A 20,782-nucleotide genomic window follows, 5' to 3' on the forward strand; every position below is an offset into this window, starting at 1 on the left:
GATATCGTTTCAGACGTCGCAGAGGCGGATCGCCTCGCGCAGCGAAGCGACGGGATCGGCGGCCACAGGACTGAATTCCTGCGCCAGATACCCGTCGAAACCGGTGTCGCGGATCGCGCGACAAATGGCGGGATAGTTCAGTTCCTGCTGGTCCCCGATCTCGTGTCGGCCAGGTACGCCCGCGGTGTGGTAATGCTTGAAATGCGCGTGATGCCGACCGATGGTGGCGATGATGTCGCCCTCCATGATCTGCATGTGGTAGATGTCGTAGAGCAGGCCGAAGTTGTCCGAACCGAGCCGCTGGCAGAGTTCCACGCCCCATGCGGAGTGGTCGCACAGATAATCGGGATGATCAACCCGGGAGTTCAGCAACTCCATCACCAGCACCACGCCGCGTTTCTCGGCATGGCCGAGGATACGCTTGAGGCCGGCCTCGGCATGCGCCATGCCTTCCTGCGGGTCCATGCCGTTGCGGTTGCCGGAAAAGCAGATGAGGTTGCGGTAGCCGGCATCGGCGACCAGGTCGATGTGCCGTGTGTAGCGTGCCACCAGTTCATCGTGAAACTGGACACCGGCGAAGCCCTTGGTCAGTCCAAGCTCTGCGCCGTTGCACATCGAGCTGTACACACCATGGGATTTCAACGTGGGCCAATCTTCGGGACCTACAAGATCGATGGCGGCGAAGCCGATGCCTTTTACCGTCTGGCAGAGCTGCGCGACCGACTGTTGTGGGAAGGTCCAACGGGCGACCGAATGCTTGATATTGCCCTTGAGAGGCGCGGCGTCGGCCAAAGCGGGCAAAACGCCGGCCGCGCCCAACCCCAGACTTCCGGCAACCGCGATGCGCAGCGCATCCCGTCGCGAGAACCGCGAAACTTGGATCGATCCAATCGAACGGTCGGACATTCGCACTCCGGCCTCCCAACCGGTATCAAACGCAACAATTCGGGGCAATGCAATCGATTGCACCATAAAGTAGCGAATCGATTTATTGCAAGTCGCAGTGCACGAAAAAACTTGCTGCAGGGCACAACAGAAAGGCCCGTAAACGGGGCTTTCTGGAATTACTTGCAGTGGGTGCAGATACCTGCCGTTCGTTCAGGGCTTGGCAGGCGCCTCGACACCCGTCGCGTTCAACACGGGCGGCGGCAGGCGCTCCCCTTCTATGTGGATCCCCTGCAGGGCGGCCTGCAGCTCAGCGAGTTCGGCATCGGTAAATGAGACGGAGGCCGCTGCGACGTTCTGCTGGAGATGCACGATGTTGGTCGTTCCGGGAATCGGCACGATCCAGGGCTTGACGGTGCCCAGCCAGGCCAGCGCCAGCTGCGCCGATGTGACACTCTTGCGCAGTGCCCATTCCTGGACAAGTCGAGCCAGCACGATATTTTTGGCAAGCGCATCGGGCGCAAAGCGCGGAACCGCTGCACGGAAGTCGCCTTCCCCAAAGTGCGTCCGGGCATTGACCATGCCGGCAAGGAAGCCCATGCCCAGCGGGCTCCACGGCACGAAACCGATTCCCAGCTCTTCGCACAGGGGCAGCACACTGGTTTCAGGTCCGCGCCACAGCATCGAGAACTCGTTCTGGATGGCCGCAACAGGATGAACCGCATGCGCGCGGCGGATCGTCTGCAAACCGGGCTCGGACAAGCCGTAGTGCAGCACCTTGCCCTCCGCAGCCAGGTCCTTCATCGTCCCCGCGACGTCTTCGATGGGCACGTTCGGGTCGACGCGGTGCTGGTAGAGCAGATCGATGCGGTCGGTGCGCAGCCGTCGCAGCTGTCCCTCGACGACCTGGCGGATATGTTCGGGCCGGCTGTTGGTACTGCCGCGACGCTCACCGGTGTCCGGATCGACGTCGAACCCGAATTTTGTCGCCACCACGACCTTGTCCCGGACACCCTGAAGGGCCTCACCGAGCAGTGCTTCCGAGAAGAACGGACCATAGACCTCGGCGGTATCGAACAGCGTTACACCGAGGTCGACCGCGCGTCGGATAAGTGCGATGCCGGCAGCCCGGTCGGTGCTGCTGGAATACAGGTCATTCACCACGTCAGTGCCCTGCCCCGGGTTCCACTGGACACCCAGGCCGATGGGGAAGACTTCGATGGGCCCCAGGCGGCGACGGGGAACAGGGGCGGTGCTGGCGGGAGTGGCCGGGGCGGTTCCCTGGCTGCCTGCCTGTCTGTCGCCTGACGCGTTGCCGCATGCGGACAACAGCAGCGGCGCAATGCCAGCCACTGCGGCGCCCATCAGCATCTGGCGACGCTGGCTATCGGGTATATCGGACGGACGATTCATCGCACTCTCTCCATATTGATCGGAAATACGCTGTACAACCGAGTCGTCGGGTCAAAGACCCGTCATTTTCAGAGCGCCCTCGGGCAGGCGGTCGCCTACAACGTCCAGCGCCGACAACCCGGCGTTGATGGCGGCAAGCTCGGCGTCGCTCAGCGAAACCTCCACCGCGCCCAGGTTTTCCTCGAGGCGATGCAGCTTGGTGGTCCCCGGAATCGGCACGATCCACGGCCGCTGTGCGAGCAACCACGCCAGTGCCACCTGCGCCGGCGTAGCGCCCTTGGCGGTTGCGACGGCGGACACCACATCGACCAGTGCAAGGTTCGCCTTGCGGGCTTCCGGTGAGAAACGCGGCACCAGGTTCCGGAAGTCATTGGGATCGAACGTGGTGTGCTCGTCGATCTTGCCGGTGAGGAATCCAGCACCCAATGGACTGAAAGGGACGAACCCGATCTGGAGTTCCTCAAGCACACGCAGCAGACCGGTCTCCGGGCCGCGCCAGAACATCGAGTATTCGCTCTGCACCGCCGCTACCGGCTGGACCGCGTGAGCACGCCGAATCGTCTCTGCACCGGCTTCAGAGAGTCCGAAGTGTTTGACCTTGCCTTCTGCAATGAGATCCCTCACCGCGCCGGCGATGTCCTCGATGGGCACGTTGGGATCGACGCGATGCTGATAGAACAGGTCGATACGGTCGGTACGCAGGCGCTTGAGGCTTGCCTCTGCAACCGCCTTGATGTGTTCGGGGCGGCTGTTGGTGCCGCCGCTGCGCTGTTTCGTGGCGGGGTCCATGTCAAAGCCAAACTTGGTGGCAATCACCACCTGATCCCGGACCGGTTCCAAGGCCTGGCCAACCAGCTCTTCATTCGCGAACGGGCCATACACCTCGGCGGTATCGAACAGGGTGACGCCACGCTCAACCGCCGTGCGGATCAGCCCGATCATCGCCTGCGGGTCGGCAGCTGGCCCGTAGTTGGCGCTCATGCCCATGCAACCCAGGCCCAACGCAGAGACTTCCAGTCCCTGTCCCAGCGTGCGCATCTTCATATCATTGTCCTCGCATCATCGGCCGCGTTGCAGCCACTCATTTACGCGTTCCATCGTCTGCCGCTCCTGGTCGGCCTGCATGAGGAACTCCTTCTGCAGATTCGCCCCAGGCGCCAGTCGGGCTATCACCTCCCTGCTGCTGCCCAGGCCGTATCCCCCGTGGGTGACGAACGGCACAAGGGTCTTGCCATTGAGGTCGTGGCGGGAGAGAAACGATCGGATGACGGGTGGCGCGGTTTCTCCCCAGATCGGGAAGCCGAGGTACACCGTCTGGTAGCTCCTGATCGCGACCACGGTTGCTTCCAGTGCCGGCTCGATGCCACGGTCCCGCTCCTGGCGCGCTTGCTCTACCGTGGCCAGATACTCGTCCGGGTACGGAACCGCAGGTTGAATCTCGAACAGATCCGCACCGAAAGCGCGCTGGATCAGTCCCGCTACAACACGGGTATTACCCGACCTTGAGAAGTACGCCACCAGTGCGGTGGAGCCGTTCGTCCCGGCGCCAGGGTTTCCGGCACTGGGCGCCACAGCGCCGCCCAATGGCAGGCTTGCGAGGGCAGCGACGACAGCTCTGCGTGAAGGATCCCTGGGGGTGGCCATGCGCAGAGGCCTCAGCGGTCAATCATCTTCTGCGCGGCAGGCGAGTATCGCGCACCGGCAATCCTGATGTTCCCAAGCGCAGTCGCAATGCGCTGCAGATCCTCGGCGGTCAACGCCACGCTGTCGGCGGCAAGATTTTCCTCCAGGCGGTGCAGCTTGGTGGTGCCCGGAATCGGAACAATCCACGGCCGCTGCGCCAGCAGCCACGCCAACGCCATCTGCGCGGGGGTGACGCCTCTCTGCGTGGCAAGCTCGCCCAGCACATCCAACAGTGACTGATTGGCGTCCCGCGCCTCGGTGGAGAAACGCGGCACCGAATTGCGGAAGTCGTCGCTGCCGAACGTTGTCTGGGCGCCGATGGCACCGGTGAGGAAGCCTTTGCCCAAGGGACTGAACGGAACGAAGCCGATGCCCAGCTCCTCCAGCAACGGCAGTACGTCCTGCTCCGGCTCCCGCCACCACAACGAGTATTCGCTCTGGAGTGCGGTTACCGGCTGGACGGCATGTGCACGGCGAATGGACGCAACGCCCGCTTCAGAAAGACCGAAGTGCCGGACCTTGCCTTCGGCAATGAGATCTTTCACCGTACCCGCAACGTCTTCCATGGGTACGGCAGGGTCCACCCGATGCTGGTAGAACAGATCGATGTAGTCGGTGCCCAGTCGCTGCAGCGCTGCGTCTGCCACTTCGCGGATCCGGGCAGGCCGACTGTCCGTTCCCTGCGTCGGATCGCCGTTCTTGAATCCAAACTTGGTTGCGATGACCACTTGATCGCGGAAGGGCGCTACCGCCTCGCCCAGCAGCATTTCGTTTTCACCCTGGGCATACGCTTCTGCAGTGTCGAACAACGTGACACCACGCTCGAACGCGGCCCGGATGAGTTCAATGCCATGTCGCTTGTCGACTGCGGGGCCGTAGCCAAAGCTCAGGCCCATGCAACCGAATCCGAGTGCCGAGACTTCCAGTCCGCCCTGTCCAAGTACGCGCTTTTTCATGTTGTCCTCGCCATTTGCTTGGGTACCGGACCAATGTAGGCCTACGCGAAGTCCATCACTAGAGGGCATAATCGGATATGGTTCATGCCGTGGGCGCATAAATGATCACCGAGAACTACGACCAGCTGGCCCTCTTCGCTCTTGTTGCCCGCGAACGCAGCTTTACCCGTGCGGCCGCCAAGCTCGGCATGTCGCAGCCCGCGTTGAGCCGCGTCATCCGTCAACTGGAAGAGCGCCTGGGCGTGCGCTTGCTGGCGCGCACCACGCGCAGCGTCTCGCCTACCGAAGCGGGGGAGCGGCTGCTGCGCGTCGTGGCGCCGCGCTTCGAGGAGATAGATACGGAGCTGGCCCTGCTCACCGCCTATCGGGACAAGCCCGCGGGCAAAGTCCGCATCACCGCAGGCGAGCACGCCGCGGTGACCGTGCTGCGCCCCGCATTGGCCGGATTGCTGCCTGACAACCCGGATCTGCATATCGAGATCATCGTCGACTATGGCCTTACCGACATCGTGGCCGAAGGGTATGACGCCGGCGTCCGTCTGGGCGAGCAGCTCGCCAAGGACATGATCGCGGTGCGGGTCGGGCCAGACCTGCGCATGGCGGTGGTAGGCTCCCCTGCCTATTTCAAAGGTCGAGCGCGCCCGAAGACACCGCGCGACCTGATGCAGCACAACTGCATCACCATCCGGCTTCCGACCTACGGCGGCATCTATGCATGGGAGTTCGAGAAAAAGGGCGAGGAACTCAAGGTCCGGGTCGAAGGGCAGCTGGTGTTCAACAACATCGCCATGCGGCTGGACGCTGCGTTGAATGGCCTGGGCCTGGCGTACATGCCGGAGGACCTGGTGCTGGAGCACATCGAGGGCGGACGACTGGTCCGGGTATTGGCGGACTGGTGCCCGCCCTTCCCCGGGTATCACCTGTATTACCCGAGCCGGCGGCAGACCTCACCGGCGTTTACGTTGGTTCGAGACGCGTTGCGCCATGACCCGTGAGTTTATTCAACCTGATCAGCTGCGCTGTGTTTCGCCTTGCTGGGCGAGATGCCAATCGATCGCCGCGTGCACCCGCTGACCTGCTTCCGACATCCCGGCCTCGTCGAGCGATCCTGCCAGCAGCCACAACTGGTCGACATCCAGGCCCACGCGAAGACTGGCGCCAATATGCGAACGCAGCTGTGCGGTGACGTCGGGCATGGTAGAGAGGATTCCGACCGTCGCCAGTTCGCGATCCTGCCAATTGAGCGTGTCGCGTTCGAAGATCGCGCCGAACAGGTGCGCCTGCAGGTAGTCGTTGATCACAGGCGCGAACTGGAAGACCGGTCCATCGACAGTCCGACCCGAAATGCGGCTCTGGTTCTCGCGTCCGATACGCTGTAGTTCAGCGCCCTGGGGGAGTGGGCCCGTTACGTTCGGCCCCATCTCGTCGTGTACGCCGTCCTGTTTCCTTTCCTCGACGACATTCATCAGCTCACCGAGGGCATTCAGGCTGCGCGGGAAACCCGCGTAGGCGTAAAGCTGCACCAGGACTTCCTTGGCCGCGCTTACAGAAAGACCTGCATCCAACCCCTGCGCCAGCGCGCTGCGCAGACGAACCGGGTCACCACCTGCTGCCGCCGCGCCGATCACGGGAATCGCCCTGCGCCTGGAAGACAGCGCGGCGTCGGCTTGAGCCGGTGACAGGGCGGCAGTTGCATCCCGCTCATACTCTTCCGGACTCACCTGCTCCAGCCATTGCACACTCTTGCCGTCAACGACACCGGTAACGGTCAGATGGGTCATGGCGGTTCGAGGACCGGCGCCGTGCCAGTGTTTGACCCCGGGCGGGCACACGACCACGTCACCGGGCCGGATGACCTTGACCGGCTTTCCCCATTCCTGCGTCAGCCCAGTCCCTGCCGTTACCACCAGCCGTTGCCCGGCCGGGTGGGTGTGCCATGCCGAGCGCGCCCCGGGTTCGAACGTCACGTAGGCTCCTGAAGCGGGGATCGCCATCTCGGCCGCGAACAAGGGATCCACGCGCACGCGCCCGGTGAAGTTTTCACGCGCGCCAAACACCGGGGCCTGGGTTCCGGCACGCGTTACGCGTTGCCTGCCAACTTCGTCGTCCGGGCTGGCCACTGCCTGCCCCGCGAGCCCCAGCAAGGGAATACTGATCAAGGCCAATAGTGGTTTGTTCATGCCATCACTCCAGGGTCAACGATCCAGCGCCTTCTTCTTCAGGAAGTCGCTCACCAGATCCGCGATCTCGATGTTGTTCATGTCGGAAAACAGGAAATGGCTGTTGCCGCGGATGCCCACGTCCGGCAGGTGGACCAGAGTTACATCCCCGCCTTGCCGATTGACGGCATCGCGCCACAGCCGGGCCATCTCCAGCCGCGCGCGCCAACTGTCCAGGGCAGGCAGGTGGACCGGCTTTTCGGGAATGTTGTCCCCGTACAGGACCAGGATCGGAATCCGGGTCAGCGCCTTGAACGCCTCAGGCGACACCTCGGTGCCCGAGACGGTATCGAAGGCACTGGGAATCGGCGCGGGTGCATCGCCCTTTGCGAAGACGAAGCTGCTGCCGGGCTCGAATGCGATGATCGCGCGCACATTCTGGCTCTTGATCGCCGTCATCCATCCCGGCCCACCTGCCTGCGAGTGGGTGAACAGGATCGCCGGACCGGTCTTCTGCAGCAGGGCCGCCACGCCATCAGAGAGCACCTGCACATCGAACGGACCGGTGTTGGGCGTCATCGAGCGGAAGAACTGATCAAGGACCTCCTCGCCGCCGGGGAACTGGCTGTCCTTGAAGGGATTCGGCCAGAAACCGATGCGGAACTGGTTGAACCACATCTGCTCATCGGGAACCGGCTTCAGTGTCGCTTCCACCATGCTCCGGCCAGCTTTCCCCCGGCGAGGTTGATCGATCAGGTACGTCGTGAAGTGCCGGCGGAGGAACAGGTTCTGGAAGCCTTCGCGGCCATCTGCAGTCGTCTCCCAACTCTTGGCGGACTGTCCTGCACCGTGCCACATGATGATCGGAAGCGGCTTGGCCCCGACAGGCACCTGATAGAAGGCGTAGACGTGATCGCCATGGAAGGTCTGGCCATCCGGCTTGGACGGCGCGAGTGGATCGAAGATGCCTGGCTGCGTATGCACTGCGCCACCGGCGATGACGCTGCCTTGCGACTCGATCTGCAGGGGCTCGCGTGCGAGTGTTGGTGCCACCGGAAAAAGCGCGGCGGAAACAAGCAGAAATGCGGCAACGCGAACCCGAAGAGGCAGTACGATTGGCGTCATGGCACGCTCGATAACGAGGGGAATGAGCAACGTACGTCAGGGGAAGTCATGGAAAAAGCGCAGCAGTGGCATATGACTTATGCCGTGGAGATATATATCCGATGAATGACGTGTCAGATTGCCTGCGGAAAGGTAAGCACATGACGATCAGAACCTATCCACTGGCCCTGGCGCTCCTGATCATGGCAGTTTGCGCTCACGCATCGGAGGCCAGCCGGACAAGCTCACCGCCAAGCGCCGCCTACAAGTGCGAGGGCGATGCAAACATGACCATCATCGCAACTACGGCGGATTTCTCTTTGTCGGCACCCGGCCCGGACAAAGACGGCTATCGGCACGCGCACTCAGGCAAACAGACGTTCCGATGCGAAGGAGGGCCAGACGTATCGGTCGAGGTTTTGCCGCCCCGAGCAACTGGAGAGTGCGGAGGTGATGGAGGGGTCGTCATCACAGACATCACATTCCCAGGATGGCGCAAGGGCAGCGAGCTCATCGAGTTCAACAAGCAGTGCTTTTTCAGCGATTACATTACGAAGCTGAAGATCCTCAAACACGACTCGCACTATTCGGTGGAGCGTTGCTCTGCGAAGAACAAGCTCAATAAACAAGCTTTCGTCGGCTGTACGACCACGTTATCGGCGAAGCCATCTATCCCATGACCATCAACAATCACGCGCATCCTGAACTGGGAGCGGAAACATTAATGGCGGCACAAAAAAGGCCCTTGCAATGCAAGGGCCTTTTAATTCGCTTCAATCAGAACGGTTGTGCACACATAGGTGTGCTCCCAAGGACGCCGGACTGCGCCCCAACCATCTGATCTTGTTGACATTCTCTTGGCAAGGGCCTACTCCTTGATCGACTAGTTGGCCGCTACTTGTAGAGAACGCAGCCGCAGCGAACGATTTTAGCGTGTTTTCTCACCACTTCCTGCCAGCCCTTCAGAACGACTCTAGGCTCCAAACCCAATCACCCACTTGAAGCCTGACGGCAAATCATGATTCCGATGCGTCTTGATCGCGTTGGAGCCGGTGATGAGCAAGCTGTTTTGGCTGTCAGATGATCAATGGGCGGCAGTCGAGCCGCATCTGCCGAGGAACCAGGCAGCCGCTCGGCGGGTCGATGATCGCCGGGTGATCTCGGGCATCATTCATGTGTTGAAGATCGGCTGTCGTTGGCAGGATTGCCCCGCCGAATACGGCCCGTCCACGACCGTCTACAACCGGTTCAATCGCTGGTCCCACAAACGGTTCTGGTTGAAGCTGCTGGAGGCGCTGGCCGATGCGGGCGCGGTCACTCGCAGCACCTCGATCGACTCGACCTACGTCAAGGCGCAACGCTCGGCCTTCGGCGGAAAAGGGGGGGGCCGGACGCAGGGCATCGGCCCGTCGCGCGGTGGCCAAACGACCAAGGTTCACGCCCTCACCGACGTCGTCGGACGTCCCTTCGCCCTGATCCTGACACCAGGAAACGTCTCCGACATCACCGTCGCTCCGACCCTGCTCGCCCGCGCTCCCGACGCCCGCTACGTCCTTGCTGACAAAGGATATGACGCCGACGGTCTGCGACGTTCGCTGCGCCAGACCGGGGCCGTTCCCGTCATCCCCGGCCGGGCCAATCGAAAGCGAGCCGTCATCTACGACAAGGCCCGATACAAAGAACGACACCGCGTCGAGAACGCCTTCTGCCGGATCAAGGACTACCGCCGCGTCGCCACCCGCTACGACAAACTCGCGGCCAACTTCCTCTCCGGCGTCGCACTCGCCATCCTGGTCGCCTTCTGACTATGAATGAGTCTGGAGCCTAGGCTTAGGACTCACTGATCACAGCCAGAAGAGCACGGTGGCGGCCAGTGCTAGTGCGGAGAAGCCGACGGTTGGCGGTCATATCGCGTTGCCACGCGGCGCCAGTCCTTCAGGCGGCCGAACATGATCTCGATGCGGTTACGCCGTTCGTACCGCGGCTTGTCGTATTTGACAGGCAGAGATCGGGATTTGCGGCCCGGAAGGCACGGTTTGATGCCCTTTTGCTCCAGCGCATCTCTGAACCAGTCAGCGTCATAGCCGCGGTCGGCGAGCATCCACTTGGCCTTGGGCAGATCGTCAAGCAAGGCAGCTGCACCGGTGTAATCGCTGATCTGGCCGGCCGTGATGAAGAAGCTTAAAGGGCGGCCGTTTGCATCAGTCACGGCGTGCAGCTTCGTGTTGATGCTGCCCTTGGTCCGTCCAATCAGGGGCCCGAGATCCCTTTTTACCCCAAGGCTGGAATGCGTGCGGCCGGCCTTGAGATAGGTTGCGTCGATCATGTCGGCCTGCGGGTCGGCTTTCTGGTCTGTAGGGCCCCATGGCAGCCTGCCTGCCGACCGCCGGCACCGGAGATGGCTCCACCGCCATCTCCGGCCTCCGGTTCCGCTTCGCTCCACCTCCGTCCGGACATGACGGCGACGAGCTTATTGTACTAACAAACCGCTCGGTCCGCTCGGCGGGGGCAGATCAGATCCGCACGTCAGCCGTGCGGGCGCATAACCACCTTAATGACGCCTTCTTCCTTGTCCCGAAACTTGGCGTACATTTCCGGCGCGTCCTCGAGGCTTGCCGGGTGGGTAATCACGAAACTGGGATCGATTGCACCGGCTACGATCTTCTCCAGCAACGGCTTGGTGTAGCGCTGGACGTGGGTCTGACCGAGTTTGATCGTCAGTCCCTTGTTCATTGCCGCCCCGAGTGGGAGCTTGTCGGCCACGCCGACATATACGCCAGGGACGGACACCGTGCCTCCCTTGCGACAATTCATGATGGCTTGGCGCAGCACATGCACCCGATCAGTGGCGAGCATCAAGCTCGCCTTGACCTTGTCCATCACCGCGTCGGCCGCGCCGTGACCTGCCGCCTCGCAGCCGACCGCATCGATGCAGCTGTCCGGGCCACGTCCCTTGGTCCGCGCCTGCAATTCGTCATAGACATCGGTCTCGGCGAAGTTGATCGTCTCGGCGCCGCCCGCCTCGGCCATGGCGAGCCGCTCGGGCACCTCGTCGATCGCGATCACCCGGCCCGCGCCCATCATCAGGGCCGATCGGATGGCGAACTGACCGACTGGGCCGCAACCCCAGATCGCGACGGTGTCGCCGGGCTCGATCTGTGCGTTCTCGGCGGCCATGTAGCCGGTCGGAAATATGTCGGATAGAAACAGCGCCTGCTCATCCGTAATGTTGTCGGGGATTTTGATCGGACCGAAGTCGGCCATCGGCACGCGCAGATATTCCGCCTGACCGCCGCAGTAGCCGCCCATCATGTGGCTGAAGCCGAACAACCCTGCGGGCGAATGGCCCATGGCCTTTGCTGCCATCTCGGCGTTCGGATTCGTCCGGTCGCAAGCTGCAAACAAGCCTTTCTTACAGAACCAGCAATCGCCGCAGCTGATCGTGAAGGGTACGACGACACGATCGCCGATCTTCAGGTTCGTCACTTCGGAACCGAGCGCCACGACCTCCCCCATATTCTCGTGGCCGAGGATATCACCTGCCTCCATCGTAGGCTGGTAACCATCGAGCAGGTGAAGGTCGGACCCGCAAATGGCGCATGCCGTGACCTTGATGATGGCATCACGGGGGTGCTTGATCTCGGGATCCGCGACGGTGTCGACGCGAACGTCACCCTTACCGTGCCAACACAGTGCGCGCATAATTCTCTCCATTCAGAAAACCGGTCCAACCGGCCGACCATTCCGAAGACCTTAACGCGCTTGCGCGTGATCGGGTCCCCCCTTTTTGCGCCGCCGGAGCACCGGTGCGCGTTCACATAGCTGCTGTCGATCTGGCCAGTCTAGGCGCTCCACCCTTCCTCGGTCAAGGCCGCCAGGATACAGTTCACGCCGCGTCGGCTCCAGCGGTTCCAGCGATTGTAGATGGTCGTCGAGGGATCATACTCGCTCGGGCAGTCGGCTCAGCGACCGCCGCACTTCAGCATGTGCACGATACCCGATATCACCCGTCGGTCATCGACCCGCCGGGCCCCCGGCTGGTTCTTCGGCAAGTGCGGCTCGATCGCCGCCCACGCCGCATCCGACAACCAAAACAACGATCCCGCCATGCCCAGACCCTCCTCAACTGGAGACTCCTGAATCAGCACGCCGTTGCAGAATCAAGCTTCTGATTGGGTTTGGACCCTAGCAGGCTGTTGAGAAACACCCCGCGATTGCCGTGTCGATAGCTCCTGTCGATTGTTCCGGCGAGGGTTCAGCGTCGATCTTGGCGCCAAACGCGGACTCCGGGCGCACCTTTCCTCAGGTCGGCGACGGCGACCACCAGCCACTGAATCGCCCCGGCTTCTCCGGAGGCCATTTCGTTTGAGTCACGCCGCGATGGCGTGACCCGTGTTGCCGGCGTAGTACGCCGCCTCCGCTTCCGCCGGGGGTATGTTGCCGATTGGCCCCAGCAGTCGCTGGTTGTTATACCAGTCGACCCAACCCAGGGTCTCCCATTCGACCTCCTCCCGGCTGCGCCAGGAGCGGCGGTTCGTAACCTCGGTCTTGAACAGTCCGATCACCGTTTCGGCCAGCGCGTTGTCGTAGCTGTCGCCGACGCTGCCCACCGAAGGTTCGATGCCGGCCTCGATCAGGCGGTCGGTATAGCGGATGGAAAGGTATTGGCTGCCCCTGTCGGAATGATGGATCAGTGCCTTCTCCGCTGGGCGGCGCACCCACACGGCCTGCTCGAGTGCGTCGAGCACGAACTGCGTCTGCTGCGACGAACTGGCCCGCCAGCCGACGATCCGCCGGGCGAATACGTCGATCACGAAAGCCACGTACACAAATCCCTGCCACGTCGGCACGTAGGTGAAATCGCTCACCCACAGCGCGTTCGGCCGGTCAGCCTTGAACTGCCGCTTCACCAGGTCCATCGGCTTCTCTTCCACCACTTCCTGCCCGATCCATTTGCGCGGCTTGCCACGCACCACGCCCTGGAGGCCAGCCCGGCGCATCAGTCGCTCCACCGTGCATCGGGCCACCCGCACGCCTTCCCGGTGGAGCTGGCGCCACACCTTGCGCGCCCCGTAGGCCTGCCGGTTCTCTTTCCAGACCCGGTCGATCACCGGCGCCAAGGCCTGCTCCCGATGCCAGCGCGCCGGCTGGCGCGACGGGTCGGCCTGGCGGCTGGTGTGCTCGTAGTACGTCGACGGGGCGATCGGCAACACCTTGCAGATCGGCTCGACCCCGTAGGCATCGCGGTGATCGTCGATGAACCCATTTAAGGCTTGAATCGGCGGTCGAGCTCCGCCTGGGCAAAATACGCCGACGCCTTGCGCAGGATCTCGTTGGCCTGGCGCAGCTCGCGGTTCTCGCGCTCCAGGGCCTTGATCCGCGCCTGTTCGTCGGTCGTCAGTCCGGGCCGCAGCCCGCTGTCGCGCTCGGCACGGCGGACCCACGTCCGCAGCGTCTCCGCCTTGCAGCCGATCTTCCCGGCCACCGACGTGATCGCCGCCCACTGGGAGCTGTGCTCGCCCTGGTGGTCCAGGACCATCCGCACAGCCCGCTCACGCACCTCGGGTGCGTACCTCGTCAATCTGTTGCTCATGGCTCCATCCTCTCAAGGTTTGGAGCCTCCGGGAAAGACGGGGCGATTCACTCGCCAACGCCGAGTCCGGCACCACGGCCTGGTTCGCATTGAAGTTTGGCCCTTCGACGTTTGGTGTGTTCGATGCCTTTGCCGATGAGGCAGGTCGCCAGGCACATCTGAACGGCCAGATCGCCGCGGCCTTGATGGCCAACGCAGCGACCTTGCTCAGTTCTCCGCCCAATATCGAGAAGGTCGAACTTCTTGCAGCCAAACTTCCTGCATGACAACTCGGCCTTGACCCAATCAGGTCACGCTGCAGGATGGGGGTCACACAGCCCTACGTGCGACCCCTCATTCGTGTGATGGCGAATGAGTTTCTCAATAGCCTCGGGTGCGACTTTCGTATGGTAGCTGTGCGCACGATACGCCTGGGAGTTCTTCCCAGCGCGGAGGCCCTCCGGAAACGGTTGGATGTCATCCGATGGGCCAGGTCGTGCTGCAGCCTTCAGGACGACCTCCTGAAACTCGACAGACAACTCTCTGGCAAACGTCACTCGTGCACTTGCGTCCTCACGCCGGATCGCTGACACGATGGTTTCGGCTCTCTCGGGCACGACGGTGGCGACATCGGGTGGCAGGCGGCCCGCCGCCACGCGGAGGACGTCGGCTGGTATCTGAAGCGCGTTTCCGATGGCTTCGAACTGGTCATCCGCAGGTTGTCGCCGACCACTTTCCAGCATGCTGAGGTACGACTTTGTCACATTCAGTTCCTTCGCCAAGGCGGTCAGCGTGAGCTCCTGTTCCTGGCGCCTTTCTCGCAGCAAACGGCCAAAACTACCAGGCTGTTGAGAAACTCCCTGCGAGATCCGTTGTCATAGGTGAGCTTCAAGTTGTTGCTGAGTCAGCTTCATGCAGACTTCTTTTCCTTTGTCTTCTTCTTGTTGCGCGACCGACCGGATCGGTTGACCTCCGGGAGAGGTTTGTCCCATGCCAACAAGTCCATGCGAACATTGTTTGCGTACGCGTTGTACTGCCAGCGCCGGAACTGATCCAGGAGCAGCTCGTTGGTCTCCGAAAGACGCTTCACCTGTGCTTCCAAGTCGGCAATCCGTCGCGTCGCGACCTCAAGCGTGTAGTCGCGGGGCAAGGCGTCTCTGGCAGTGCGGATGTCCTTCTGTCTCTTCTGGAAGCCCTCCTTGATAGAGGGGTAGAGGTACATCGTGTGCTTAGACACGGACTCGACGTCCAGAACCTTGGCGACGCGCGCACAGAACAGCGGCCAGGTCAGCTTGCCCTCCCAGCGATCCAGTTCTCGCATGATTCTGGGGAGACTGGACTTGGTGATGACCCGCTTAGGCATCTTCAGGCAGCTTGGATGGTAGAGAAACGATGGGGGGCGTCGCGACTTCAGTGGCGGGGATGACATGGACACCGAGGTCAATGAGTGCGCGCTTGATAGGTGAAGGATCATGCCCCTCGGGAATCCGCACCAGGGCGCCGTCCGGGACGTCCGGATGCTCCAGCGTGATACGTATCGCGCGCTGGTGGGCCAACTCCCACTTGTGGTTGTCGACCCACCTATCCGCGCCGAATTCACCGTCCTCGTGCGCTTTCTGGGCCCGCTCGAGCAACCACGCCGTTTGCGCCTCGGCCAGCCGTATGCGGTCCAACGTGATGTGGTCGCCCTTGATGCAGGTGAGCTCAGTGCAGGTGAGACACTTCCGGCGCTTCTCGCACGGCATCATGGAATAGTCGTGGGTGCAGAGGCCGTACAGCGTCACCTTGGCAGTGCCGGGGCGATCGACGCCAAGTTCCGTGTAGTGGACGGGCTTTCGATCCCTAAAACGCTCGAGCACGGACGGCCGCTCCCCGATGATGAGCGCACGCGCCTCTGAGGCTCGCTCTTCAGGCGTTCGGTGGTCGTAGTGCCGGTTGTGTCGGGGATCCGCACGCCCTGCCCACTGAGCGAGCGTGTAGTCATCCATCCCCGTCCGTACACCCATCGTGTTGAGCCAATGGCGCGGCTGGTGCGTCGTCATCTCGATCCTTGACCCGTCCGGATTCGTCTTCCCGAACCGCGCAAAGAGCGAAGGGCCATGGGAATCCTGCATGCGTCTATTAACCTCATTGACGTCGGCCAGCCGCCAGGAGAATGCTTTGGGTGAAAACTCTGCGTGGAATTCATTCTCGCGATGCAGGCACAACGCGTCCCAGATGAGAAGCTGCCGCGTTGCGTCGGTATAGGGCCAATGGGCTCCGCCATAGACTTGTCGTACCACATCGGCCAGCCGTGCGTAGGTGACCTCGCCCGAGGCAATCACCGCAGCGAAAGGCTTGCTGACTTTGATTGCGGACCAGTTTTCCGTGCCGTCACGTCGACGAATGGATTTGGGCACTTTGAGCCCGATCGCCGCGCAGAACTCCTCGGGCGACAGCGGGGCGTCTTGCGGATGATCGGGCGCCGTGATGCAACCGGCATGTATCAGAAACTTGCCTGGGTTCTCGAAGGCGAATTTGGCCGCAAGACGCGCTGGCTCACCCAACTCCATCAGGCGACGATGCGCTTCCTCCATGACCGAGTGCATGGGAGCCACGATCCACTTCTTCATCGCGCCCTTGCCCTTGGCGGCGCGCCAGCGAAACAGCATCTGCTGTTCGCCGTTGTCGTCTGCCTCCCATTGCAGACAGTTGGTGGGAAGCTTGAACGGTTCCGACCCGCGACTGGGTGCCGTCATCAATAGCGCCATGATCGAGGAGAAGTAACGTGATTCCTTGTCGTTGGCTTCTGCGAACACCTCAGCCATGGCGAGCATCGCCGCGTGGGAGGGGAGCTTCTTCTCTCGGTGCTCCCTGCCCGCTTCGCCCAGATCTTCAGTCAGGATCGTGGGCTTTCGAAATGGTGATTTCCAGGCCGGGAGGGACGGCACCAAGTGGTTTCTACGAAGGAAGTCGAACAACTTCACCAGATCGAGGCCAGTCTTATGGATGAAATCATCGCTCGTAGCAAACTCCCTACACTTTTGCGCGCTCGCATCCATCACCGCGCCTGTAATGCGCTGGATGTCGACCGGACCGGGGCTGTCCCGAAGCGCCGCCTCTACACATCGCAAGGCTTGAATGCGGTAACTCAAGGACACGACCGGCCGATGGCTATAGTCGTAGCGGATGTAGGCCTTCGCGAACTGCTTGAATGGCTCCGCGAGAGGAACAAACGAGTAGGACGTCAACGGCGCCGTCTTCGTTCCGAATACGACGACCGCTTTTCCGTCTTGCCAGCGATCTTCGTCCCACGTTGCCAGCCCACCAAAAGCGGATAGTTCTTCCCGACACAACCGAATGAACGCCGTGAGGTTGCCCCGCGCATCCAGTTCGGCCTTGGGAACGAACTGGACGATCTCAGCCACGCACCTGCTCCACCACTAATGCATCCTCCGCCCGCATCTGCTGGCAGCGCAGCACGCAATGCTCCACGGCCAGAATCAGCAGGTCGTCGGCATTGACGACTTCTTCTGCACACCCAGCGGCCTGGGCAGCGGCCTTCTCGGCGTAGAGCTCCTCCAACACCTCTTCATGCGGCCCGAACACCCACGGCTGGAAGAAACGGCAGGTGTAGCAGGCGCGATATCCACTCGCGCAGAACCCATAGTTTCCACACGTTCCTACCGCATGTTGCTCCGCGTTCGGAACGCGGCTCTTGGGATCGTCACCTCGAATCGCCTCCCTCTCAGAGCGGACGAGTGTGCCCATGCAAGCTTGCGCGAATGGCGCTAGCTTGGGACCAATCATTTGATTGATGACGACCGCCTCCTGCGGCGTGTTGTCAGTATAGACGCGGACATTTTGAATGTCGGAATGGTCCATGAGCTCGGCAACTACGAATGCACCATAGCCCTCGCGCCTCAGCTTTGTGCCGCGCGTGTGCCGAAACCGAGTTGCGGTGAGTCGGATGAACTCCCCCGTCCGCTCTGACCTCGCTGTCGACTTGCGTCCGCAGCTTCGAAGCGCGTCGCCTAAGGCAGCGGTAGTTTCATGCAGCGCGTCTGGCCGCTGCCCCAGCAAGGCCTCCTTAAGGGCCTCCAACGAGACTACCTTCATCAACGCACGACCGTTAATGAAAATCGGAATCTCCTGCAGGAGCCCGTCGTCCATCACCGAACGACCTAACTGCTCTTCTACCGTCACGATCGAGCGACGGTGCTGCCCTTGCAGTACCAGGTACAGATCCTCGTTGACGGCCAGTGATCGAAATTCGCCACGAAATCCCACACCACGCTGTTTGGCACGAGGAATGACGATTCGATGTAGCCACGCGCCGTCGCGATTCTCGCGAATCAGGTCCTTGCCGCGAAGGGCCGCGAGCTGCACCGCTCGCCGAGCGGTCATGGCAAGGCAAAGAAGGTACGTGTAGTCCCGAAAGGGAATCGCCTGCGTCGTCACAGCACGATTCGCCCATTCGAGAATGAGTGACATCTCGATGTCGGTGTATGGCCCACTATCCGGACAGCCACTGGAGACGGCCGCGCCCTTGATGTTTCCCTTGATCCGCCAGCCCTCCAGCAGATCCACGACTTCATTGGAAACGCCTTCGAACCCGTAGTCGTGCCAGGCGATCAGAAAGCCCTTCAGCGCTCCCAGATGGTACTGGTCTGATTCCTCAAGCATTGCTCGCCAATTGAGCAGCGCCGCAGGCTCCACTGTTGTCGCGCCGGTGTCTCGCAAGAACTGCTTGAACCTTTGCGCCATGTTGAACGTGTGCATCGCCGACATTTCTTCGGCGTAGCGCTGGAGCGTCGCCCGGAAGCCGCCTTGGGTCGGCTCTGGCAACTCTGTCGCATGACCAAGCGACACGGTCACGTCTTTATTCAGCTGCCAAGTATCCTGTGAAGCATCGAAGGTGTAGCCGTCCTTCGATTCGGACCTCGTAAGCCGCAATTCACACCTTGCTTCGGGCGCTCTTGCACTCATGAACTTACCCTTCGGCCTCGTATGACTCGACCCAACCCGGATTGAAGTTCACGCACTGCCTTGTCGCTGACTTCCCGGATATGACGTTTGTTGTAGACCGCACCAGACGCCTTGCTCCAGTGGCCAGCCAGAAAGGCCCGAATGTCGAGCTCACGGCCTTCTGAAATGAGGGTCTGCTCACCAGGCGCAGCGCCATGCCGCACCCGCGCGTTGTGGGCGTCAATCGCCACCGAGAGGTCGTAGTTGAAATGGTGGCGGAACGCATGGGGATGGATGTCGCCGAACGCGTCGTTGACGGAGCGCATCGTTTCCATGATCCGTCCCACCGAGGACAGCGACATGGGCTTCCCCCAATGCTCCCCCTTGTGATGGGTGACCAACAGGTAGGGATGCTGGCGCGCCGACTTGATCCTTGCTCGATGCTTCATCACGTATTCGTGAATCAGGTTTGCGAGACCTTCCGGAATCGGAATTGGTCGTTCCTTGGTTTTCGCCAAAGGCTGATAGCGTCGCGAATCGAGGAGGTCATCGTGATTACGGCGGACCCACACCTGTGGCTCGTCGCCAAGGTCGATCTGGTCGATTCGAAGGCTCAGTAGTTCCCCTCGCCGTATTCCCGTGTATTGCAAGAGGGCAAAAAGGATGGCGTTTCGCAGCCTGACCGAGGGATCCCGAAACGGATTCTCCGGGGACTCGTAGGCCACAACGGCCATGAAGCGCTCAACTAGTTCCGTCGGCGGCGACTTCTCATCTCGGTCGTCTTGATGCCGTCGGGCGAGACCGCGGGGGCGGTGCTTCCGAATGAGCTTCGCCATCCGAGCAATTTCGGCCGCGAACTTGGGTGAGTTCTGATGTTGCGTGATGGCGGAGCCCAGAAACTCCAGATAATTCGCGATGGAACTCATTCGATTGTAGTGCTGCTGCCCTTCGACGGTCGGGCTCGACGACACCGTGGCCGTGCGCGCCTCCAGCAGTACAACGTTGTTGGCCAAAGTCCTTCCGTCGCTACTGATGTCTTCCACATGCCGCATGTCCAACGACGCGAAGTCGCGCAAGGAAACCACATCAGCGAGCGTCAAGAAGTTGCCGTTCGAGAACTCCCTCTCCAGATTTCTAGCGGGAGTCTGCCTGGACTCCCAGCGCAGCAGCACCAGAACGTCTCTCAGTGTGTTGACGATGGTGTTGACCGCTGCGCCAGCATTACGCAACTGCGAGGTTGCGAAGAGCGTGGGATAGAACAGGGGAAGACCCCGCGCGTCATGAAGCATCGGAACCCGCTCCCCGCCACCAAAGATGTGCATCGAGAGCGTGTACACGCGAGACTCCACTATCTCCACTTTTTACAAGTGTAGCACTATAGAAATCTTTCTCAACAAAAAAATTCCGATGGGAACAAAGAAAAAGCCCTCAATGACGAGGGCTTTCTCTACTAAACTCTACAAAAACGCTTAGGTGTACCTCAGAACGGAATGTCGTCGTCTGCGAAGTCGTCCATCGGCGGAGCCGACTGCTGCGGCTGCTGCGGACGCTGCTGCTGGCCGTAGCCACCACCGCGCTGACCACCGCCACCACCACCGCCACCACCACCACCGCCGTACTCCTGGCGCGGGGCCTGCTGGCGCTGCGGACGGTCGCCGCCGTAGTTGCCGCCACCGCCACCTGCACCACCGCCGCCGCCTTCACCGCGGCCGCCGAGCATCTGCATTTCGTCGGCGATGATATCGGTGGAGTACTTCTCCACGCCGTCCTGGCCGGTGTACTTGTCGTAACGCAGGCTGCCTTCGACGTAGACCGAGCTGCCCTTGCGCAGGTATTCGCCGGCGATTTCACCGAGCTTGCCGAAGAAGACAACGCGGTGCCATTCGGTGCGCTCCTGCTGGTTGCCATCCTTGTCCTTGCGGACGCTGGTGGTGGCCAGGCTGATGCGGGTGATCGCCATGCCGCCTTGGGTGTACTTCACGTCCGGGTCGTTGCCGAGGTTGCCGACCAGGATGACTTTATTGATGCCGCGCGCCATAGGGTGCTCTTCGGTTGTCCGAGGG

Annotated in this window: 17 protein-coding genes, 3 pseudogenes and 1 other annotated feature; of the genes and pseudogenes, 4 read left to right on the forward strand and 16 right to left on the reverse strand. The window is 61.7% G+C overall.

The window, feature by feature from the left end:
• Window positions 1-9 precede the first annotated feature (9 nt).
• The 5 genes from RYM47_RS01725 to RYM47_RS01745 form a co-directional block, all read right to left on the reverse strand.
• Window positions 10-906, reverse strand: a complete 897-nt coding sequence (locus RYM47_RS01725; protein WP_315385670.1) for a TIM barrel protein — start codon at window positions 904-906, stop codon at window positions 10-12.
• 192 nt (window positions 907-1,098) lie between these two features.
• Window positions 1,099-2,298 (reverse strand): aldo/keto reductase, encoded by a 1,200-nt coding sequence (locus RYM47_RS01730; RefSeq protein WP_315385672.1) that lies wholly within the window; start codon window positions 2,296-2,298, stop codon window positions 1,099-1,101.
• A 51-nt stretch (window positions 2,299-2,349) separates the two neighbouring features.
• Entirely contained in the window at window positions 2,350-3,342 is a 993-nt protein-coding gene (locus RYM47_RS01735) for an aldo/keto reductase (protein WP_315385674.1), read from the reverse strand.
• Between the two features lie 15 nt (window positions 3,343-3,357).
• The gene (locus tag RYM47_RS01740; RefSeq protein ID WP_315385675.1) at window positions 3,358-3,942 is read right to left on the reverse strand and encodes a flavodoxin; all 585 of its coding nucleotides are present in this window, start codon (window positions 3,940-3,942) and stop codon (window positions 3,358-3,360) included.
• Window positions 3,943-3,953: 11 nt separating this feature from the next.
• Window positions 3,954-4,937, reverse strand: coding sequence for an aldo/keto reductase (locus tag RYM47_RS01745; protein WP_315385677.1), 984 nt, complete (start codon window positions 4,935-4,937; stop codon window positions 3,954-3,956).
• A 101-nt stretch (window positions 4,938-5,038) separates the two neighbouring features.
• Here RYM47_RS01745 and RYM47_RS01750 point away from each other — a divergent pair, with 101 nt between their 5' ends.
• Window positions 5,039-5,932 carry a LysR family transcriptional regulator gene (locus RYM47_RS01750; protein ID WP_315385679.1) on the forward strand — a complete coding sequence of 298 codons (894 nt, stop codon included), beginning with the start codon at window positions 5,039-5,041 and terminating at the stop codon, window positions 5,930-5,932.
• A gap of 15 nt (window positions 5,933-5,947) precedes the next feature.
• Here the strand turns inward: RYM47_RS01750 and RYM47_RS01755 are convergent, their stop codons facing one another.
• Window positions 5,948-7,117 (reverse strand): carboxymuconolactone decarboxylase family protein, encoded by a 1,170-nt coding sequence (locus RYM47_RS01755; RefSeq protein WP_315385680.1) that lies wholly within the window; start codon window positions 7,115-7,117, stop codon window positions 5,948-5,950.
• Between the two features lie 15 nt (window positions 7,118-7,132).
• On the reverse strand, window positions 7,133-8,251 hold the full coding sequence (locus RYM47_RS01760) for an alpha/beta fold hydrolase (protein WP_315385681.1): 1,119 nt from the start codon (window positions 8,249-8,251) through the stop codon (window positions 7,133-7,135).
• Between the two features lie 110 nt (window positions 8,252-8,361).
• Here RYM47_RS01760 and RYM47_RS01765 point away from each other — a divergent pair, with 110 nt between their 5' ends.
• Window positions 8,362-8,880 (forward strand): hypothetical protein, encoded by a 519-nt coding sequence (locus RYM47_RS01765; RefSeq protein WP_315385682.1) that lies wholly within the window; start codon window positions 8,362-8,364, stop codon window positions 8,878-8,880.
• Window positions 8,881-9,255: 375 nt separating this feature from the next.
• Window positions 9,256-10,005 (forward strand): IS5 family transposase, encoded by a 750-nt coding sequence (locus tag RYM47_RS01770; RefSeq protein WP_026070729.1) that lies wholly within the window; start codon window positions 9,256-9,258, stop codon window positions 10,003-10,005.
• Window positions 10,006-10,044: 39 nt separating this feature from the next.
• Here RYM47_RS01770 and RYM47_RS01775 read toward each other — a convergent pair.
• From RYM47_RS01775 to RYM47_RS01790, 4 genes and pseudogenes are all read right to left on the reverse strand, one after another.
• Window positions 10,045-10,526 (reverse strand): annotated as a pseudogene (locus tag RYM47_RS01775) (IS5 family transposase); the annotation flags it as partial.
• A 200-nt stretch (window positions 10,527-10,726) separates the two neighbouring features.
• Window positions 10,727-11,902 (reverse strand): zinc-dependent alcohol dehydrogenase, encoded by a 1,176-nt coding sequence (locus tag RYM47_RS01780; RefSeq protein WP_026070728.1) that lies wholly within the window; start codon window positions 11,900-11,902, stop codon window positions 10,727-10,729.
• A 77-nt stretch (window positions 11,903-11,979) separates the two neighbouring features.
• Window positions 11,980-12,309, reverse strand: a pseudogene (locus tag RYM47_RS01785) (transposase); the annotation flags it as partial.
• A gap of 261 nt (window positions 12,310-12,570) precedes the next feature.
• Window positions 12,571-13,793, reverse strand: a protein-coding gene (locus tag RYM47_RS01790; RefSeq protein ID WP_231390905.1) for an IS3 family transposase whose coding sequence is annotated in 2 segments (ribosomal slippage) — window positions 12,571-13,505 and window positions 13,505-13,793 — 1,224 coding nt in all. Because the reading frame shifts where the segments join, the coding sequence is not laid out codon by codon here.
• Window positions 13,396-13,512, reverse strand: a sequence feature (AL1L pseudoknot). Its footprint overlaps the gene before it by 117 nt.
• Window positions 13,794-13,843: 50 nt before the next feature.
• On the opposite strand from RYM47_RS01790, the pseudogene RYM47_RS01795 reads away from it, so the two are divergent.
• Window positions 13,844-14,059: pseudogene (locus RYM47_RS01795) on the forward strand (antibiotic biosynthesis monooxygenase); the annotation flags it as partial.
• 623 nt (window positions 14,060-14,682) lie between these two features.
• Here RYM47_RS01795 and RYM47_RS01800 read toward each other — a convergent pair.
• The 5 genes from RYM47_RS01800 to RYM47_RS01820 all read right to left on the reverse strand — a co-directional run bounded on the left by RYM47_RS01800 (window position 14,683) and on the right by RYM47_RS01820 (window position 20,757).
• On the reverse strand, window positions 14,683-15,093 hold the full coding sequence (locus RYM47_RS01800) for a hypothetical protein (protein ID WP_196933254.1): 411 nt from the start codon (window positions 15,091-15,093) through the stop codon (window positions 14,683-14,685).
• A gap of 34 nt (window positions 15,094-15,127) precedes the next feature.
• A complete protein-coding gene (locus tag RYM47_RS01805; RefSeq protein ID WP_196933255.1) occupies window positions 15,128-17,179 on the reverse strand; it encodes a hypothetical protein in 2,052 nt (683 codons plus the stop codon).
• On the reverse strand, window positions 17,172-18,740 hold the full coding sequence (locus RYM47_RS01810) for a site-specific integrase (RefSeq protein WP_051008661.1): 1,569 nt from the start codon (window positions 18,738-18,740) through the stop codon (window positions 17,172-17,174). Before RYM47_RS01810 ends, RYM47_RS01805 begins: the two co-directional genes overlap by 8 nt.
• A complete protein-coding gene (locus RYM47_RS01815) occupies window positions 18,737-20,056 on the reverse strand; it encodes a site-specific integrase (protein WP_196933256.1) in 1,320 nt (439 codons plus the stop codon). The genes RYM47_RS01810 and RYM47_RS01815 overlap by 4 nt, the downstream gene beginning before the upstream one ends.
• A 143-nt stretch (window positions 20,057-20,199) precedes the next feature.
• The gene (locus RYM47_RS01820; RefSeq protein ID WP_315385687.1) at window positions 20,200-20,757 is read right to left on the reverse strand and encodes a single-stranded DNA-binding protein; all 558 of its coding nucleotides are present in this window, start codon (window positions 20,755-20,757) and stop codon (window positions 20,200-20,202) included.
• Between the last annotated feature and the right edge of the window lie 25 nt (window positions 20,758-20,782).

The organism is uncultured Stenotrophomonas sp., assembly GCF_963519125.1.
Lineage (GTDB): Bacteria > Pseudomonadota > Gammaproteobacteria > Xanthomonadales > Xanthomonadaceae > Stenotrophomonas.

What these genes read in the sequence shown, in the direction of transcription:
- RYM47_RS01725 (WP_315385670.1), bottom strand. Translation starts at nt 906, where the DNA reads ATGTCCGACCGTTCGATTGGATCGATCCAAGTTTCGCGGTTCTCGCGA.
- RYM47_RS01730 (WP_315385672.1), bottom strand. Translation starts at nt 2,298, where the DNA reads ATGAATCGTCCGTCCGATATACCCGATAGCCAGCGTCGCCAGATGCTG.
- RYM47_RS01735 (WP_315385674.1), bottom strand. Translation starts at nt 3,342, where the DNA reads ATGAAGATGCGCACGCTGGGACAGGGACTGGAAGTCTCTGCGTTGGGC.
- RYM47_RS01740 (WP_315385675.1), bottom strand. Translation starts at nt 3,942, where the DNA reads ATGGCCACCCCCAGGGATCCTTCACGCAGAGCTGTCGTCGCTGCCCTC.
- RYM47_RS01745 (WP_315385677.1), bottom strand. Translation starts at nt 4,937, where the DNA reads ATGAAAAAGCGCGTACTTGGACAGGGCGGACTGGAAGTCTCGGCACTC.
- RYM47_RS01750 (WP_315385679.1), top strand. Translation starts at nt 5,039, where the DNA reads ATGATCACCGAGAACTACGACCAGCTGGCCCTCTTCGCTCTTGTTGCC.
- RYM47_RS01755 (WP_315385680.1), bottom strand. Translation starts at nt 7,117, where the DNA reads ATGAACAAACCACTATTGGCCTTGATCAGTATTCCCTTGCTGGGGCTC.
- RYM47_RS01765 (WP_315385682.1), top strand. Translation starts at nt 8,362, where the DNA reads ATGACGATCAGAACCTATCCACTGGCCCTGGCGCTCCTGATCATGGCA.
- RYM47_RS01770 (WP_026070729.1), top strand. Translation starts at nt 9,256, where the DNA reads ATGAGCAAGCTGTTTTGGCTGTCAGATGATCAATGGGCGGCAGTCGAG.
- RYM47_RS01780 (WP_026070728.1), bottom strand. Translation starts at nt 11,902, where the DNA reads ATGCGCGCACTGTGTTGGCACGGTAAGGGTGACGTTCGCGTCGACACC.
- RYM47_RS01800 (WP_196933254.1), bottom strand. Translation starts at nt 15,093, where the DNA reads ATGCGAGAACTGGATCGCTGGGAGGGCAAGCTGACCTGGCCGCTGTTC.
- RYM47_RS01810 (WP_051008661.1), bottom strand. Translation starts at nt 18,740, where the DNA reads ATGAGTGCAAGAGCGCCCGAAGCAAGGTGTGAATTGCGGCTTACGAGG.
- RYM47_RS01820 (WP_315385687.1), bottom strand. Translation starts at nt 20,757, where the DNA reads ATGGCGCGCGGCATCAATAAAGTCATCCTGGTCGGCAACCTCGGCAAC.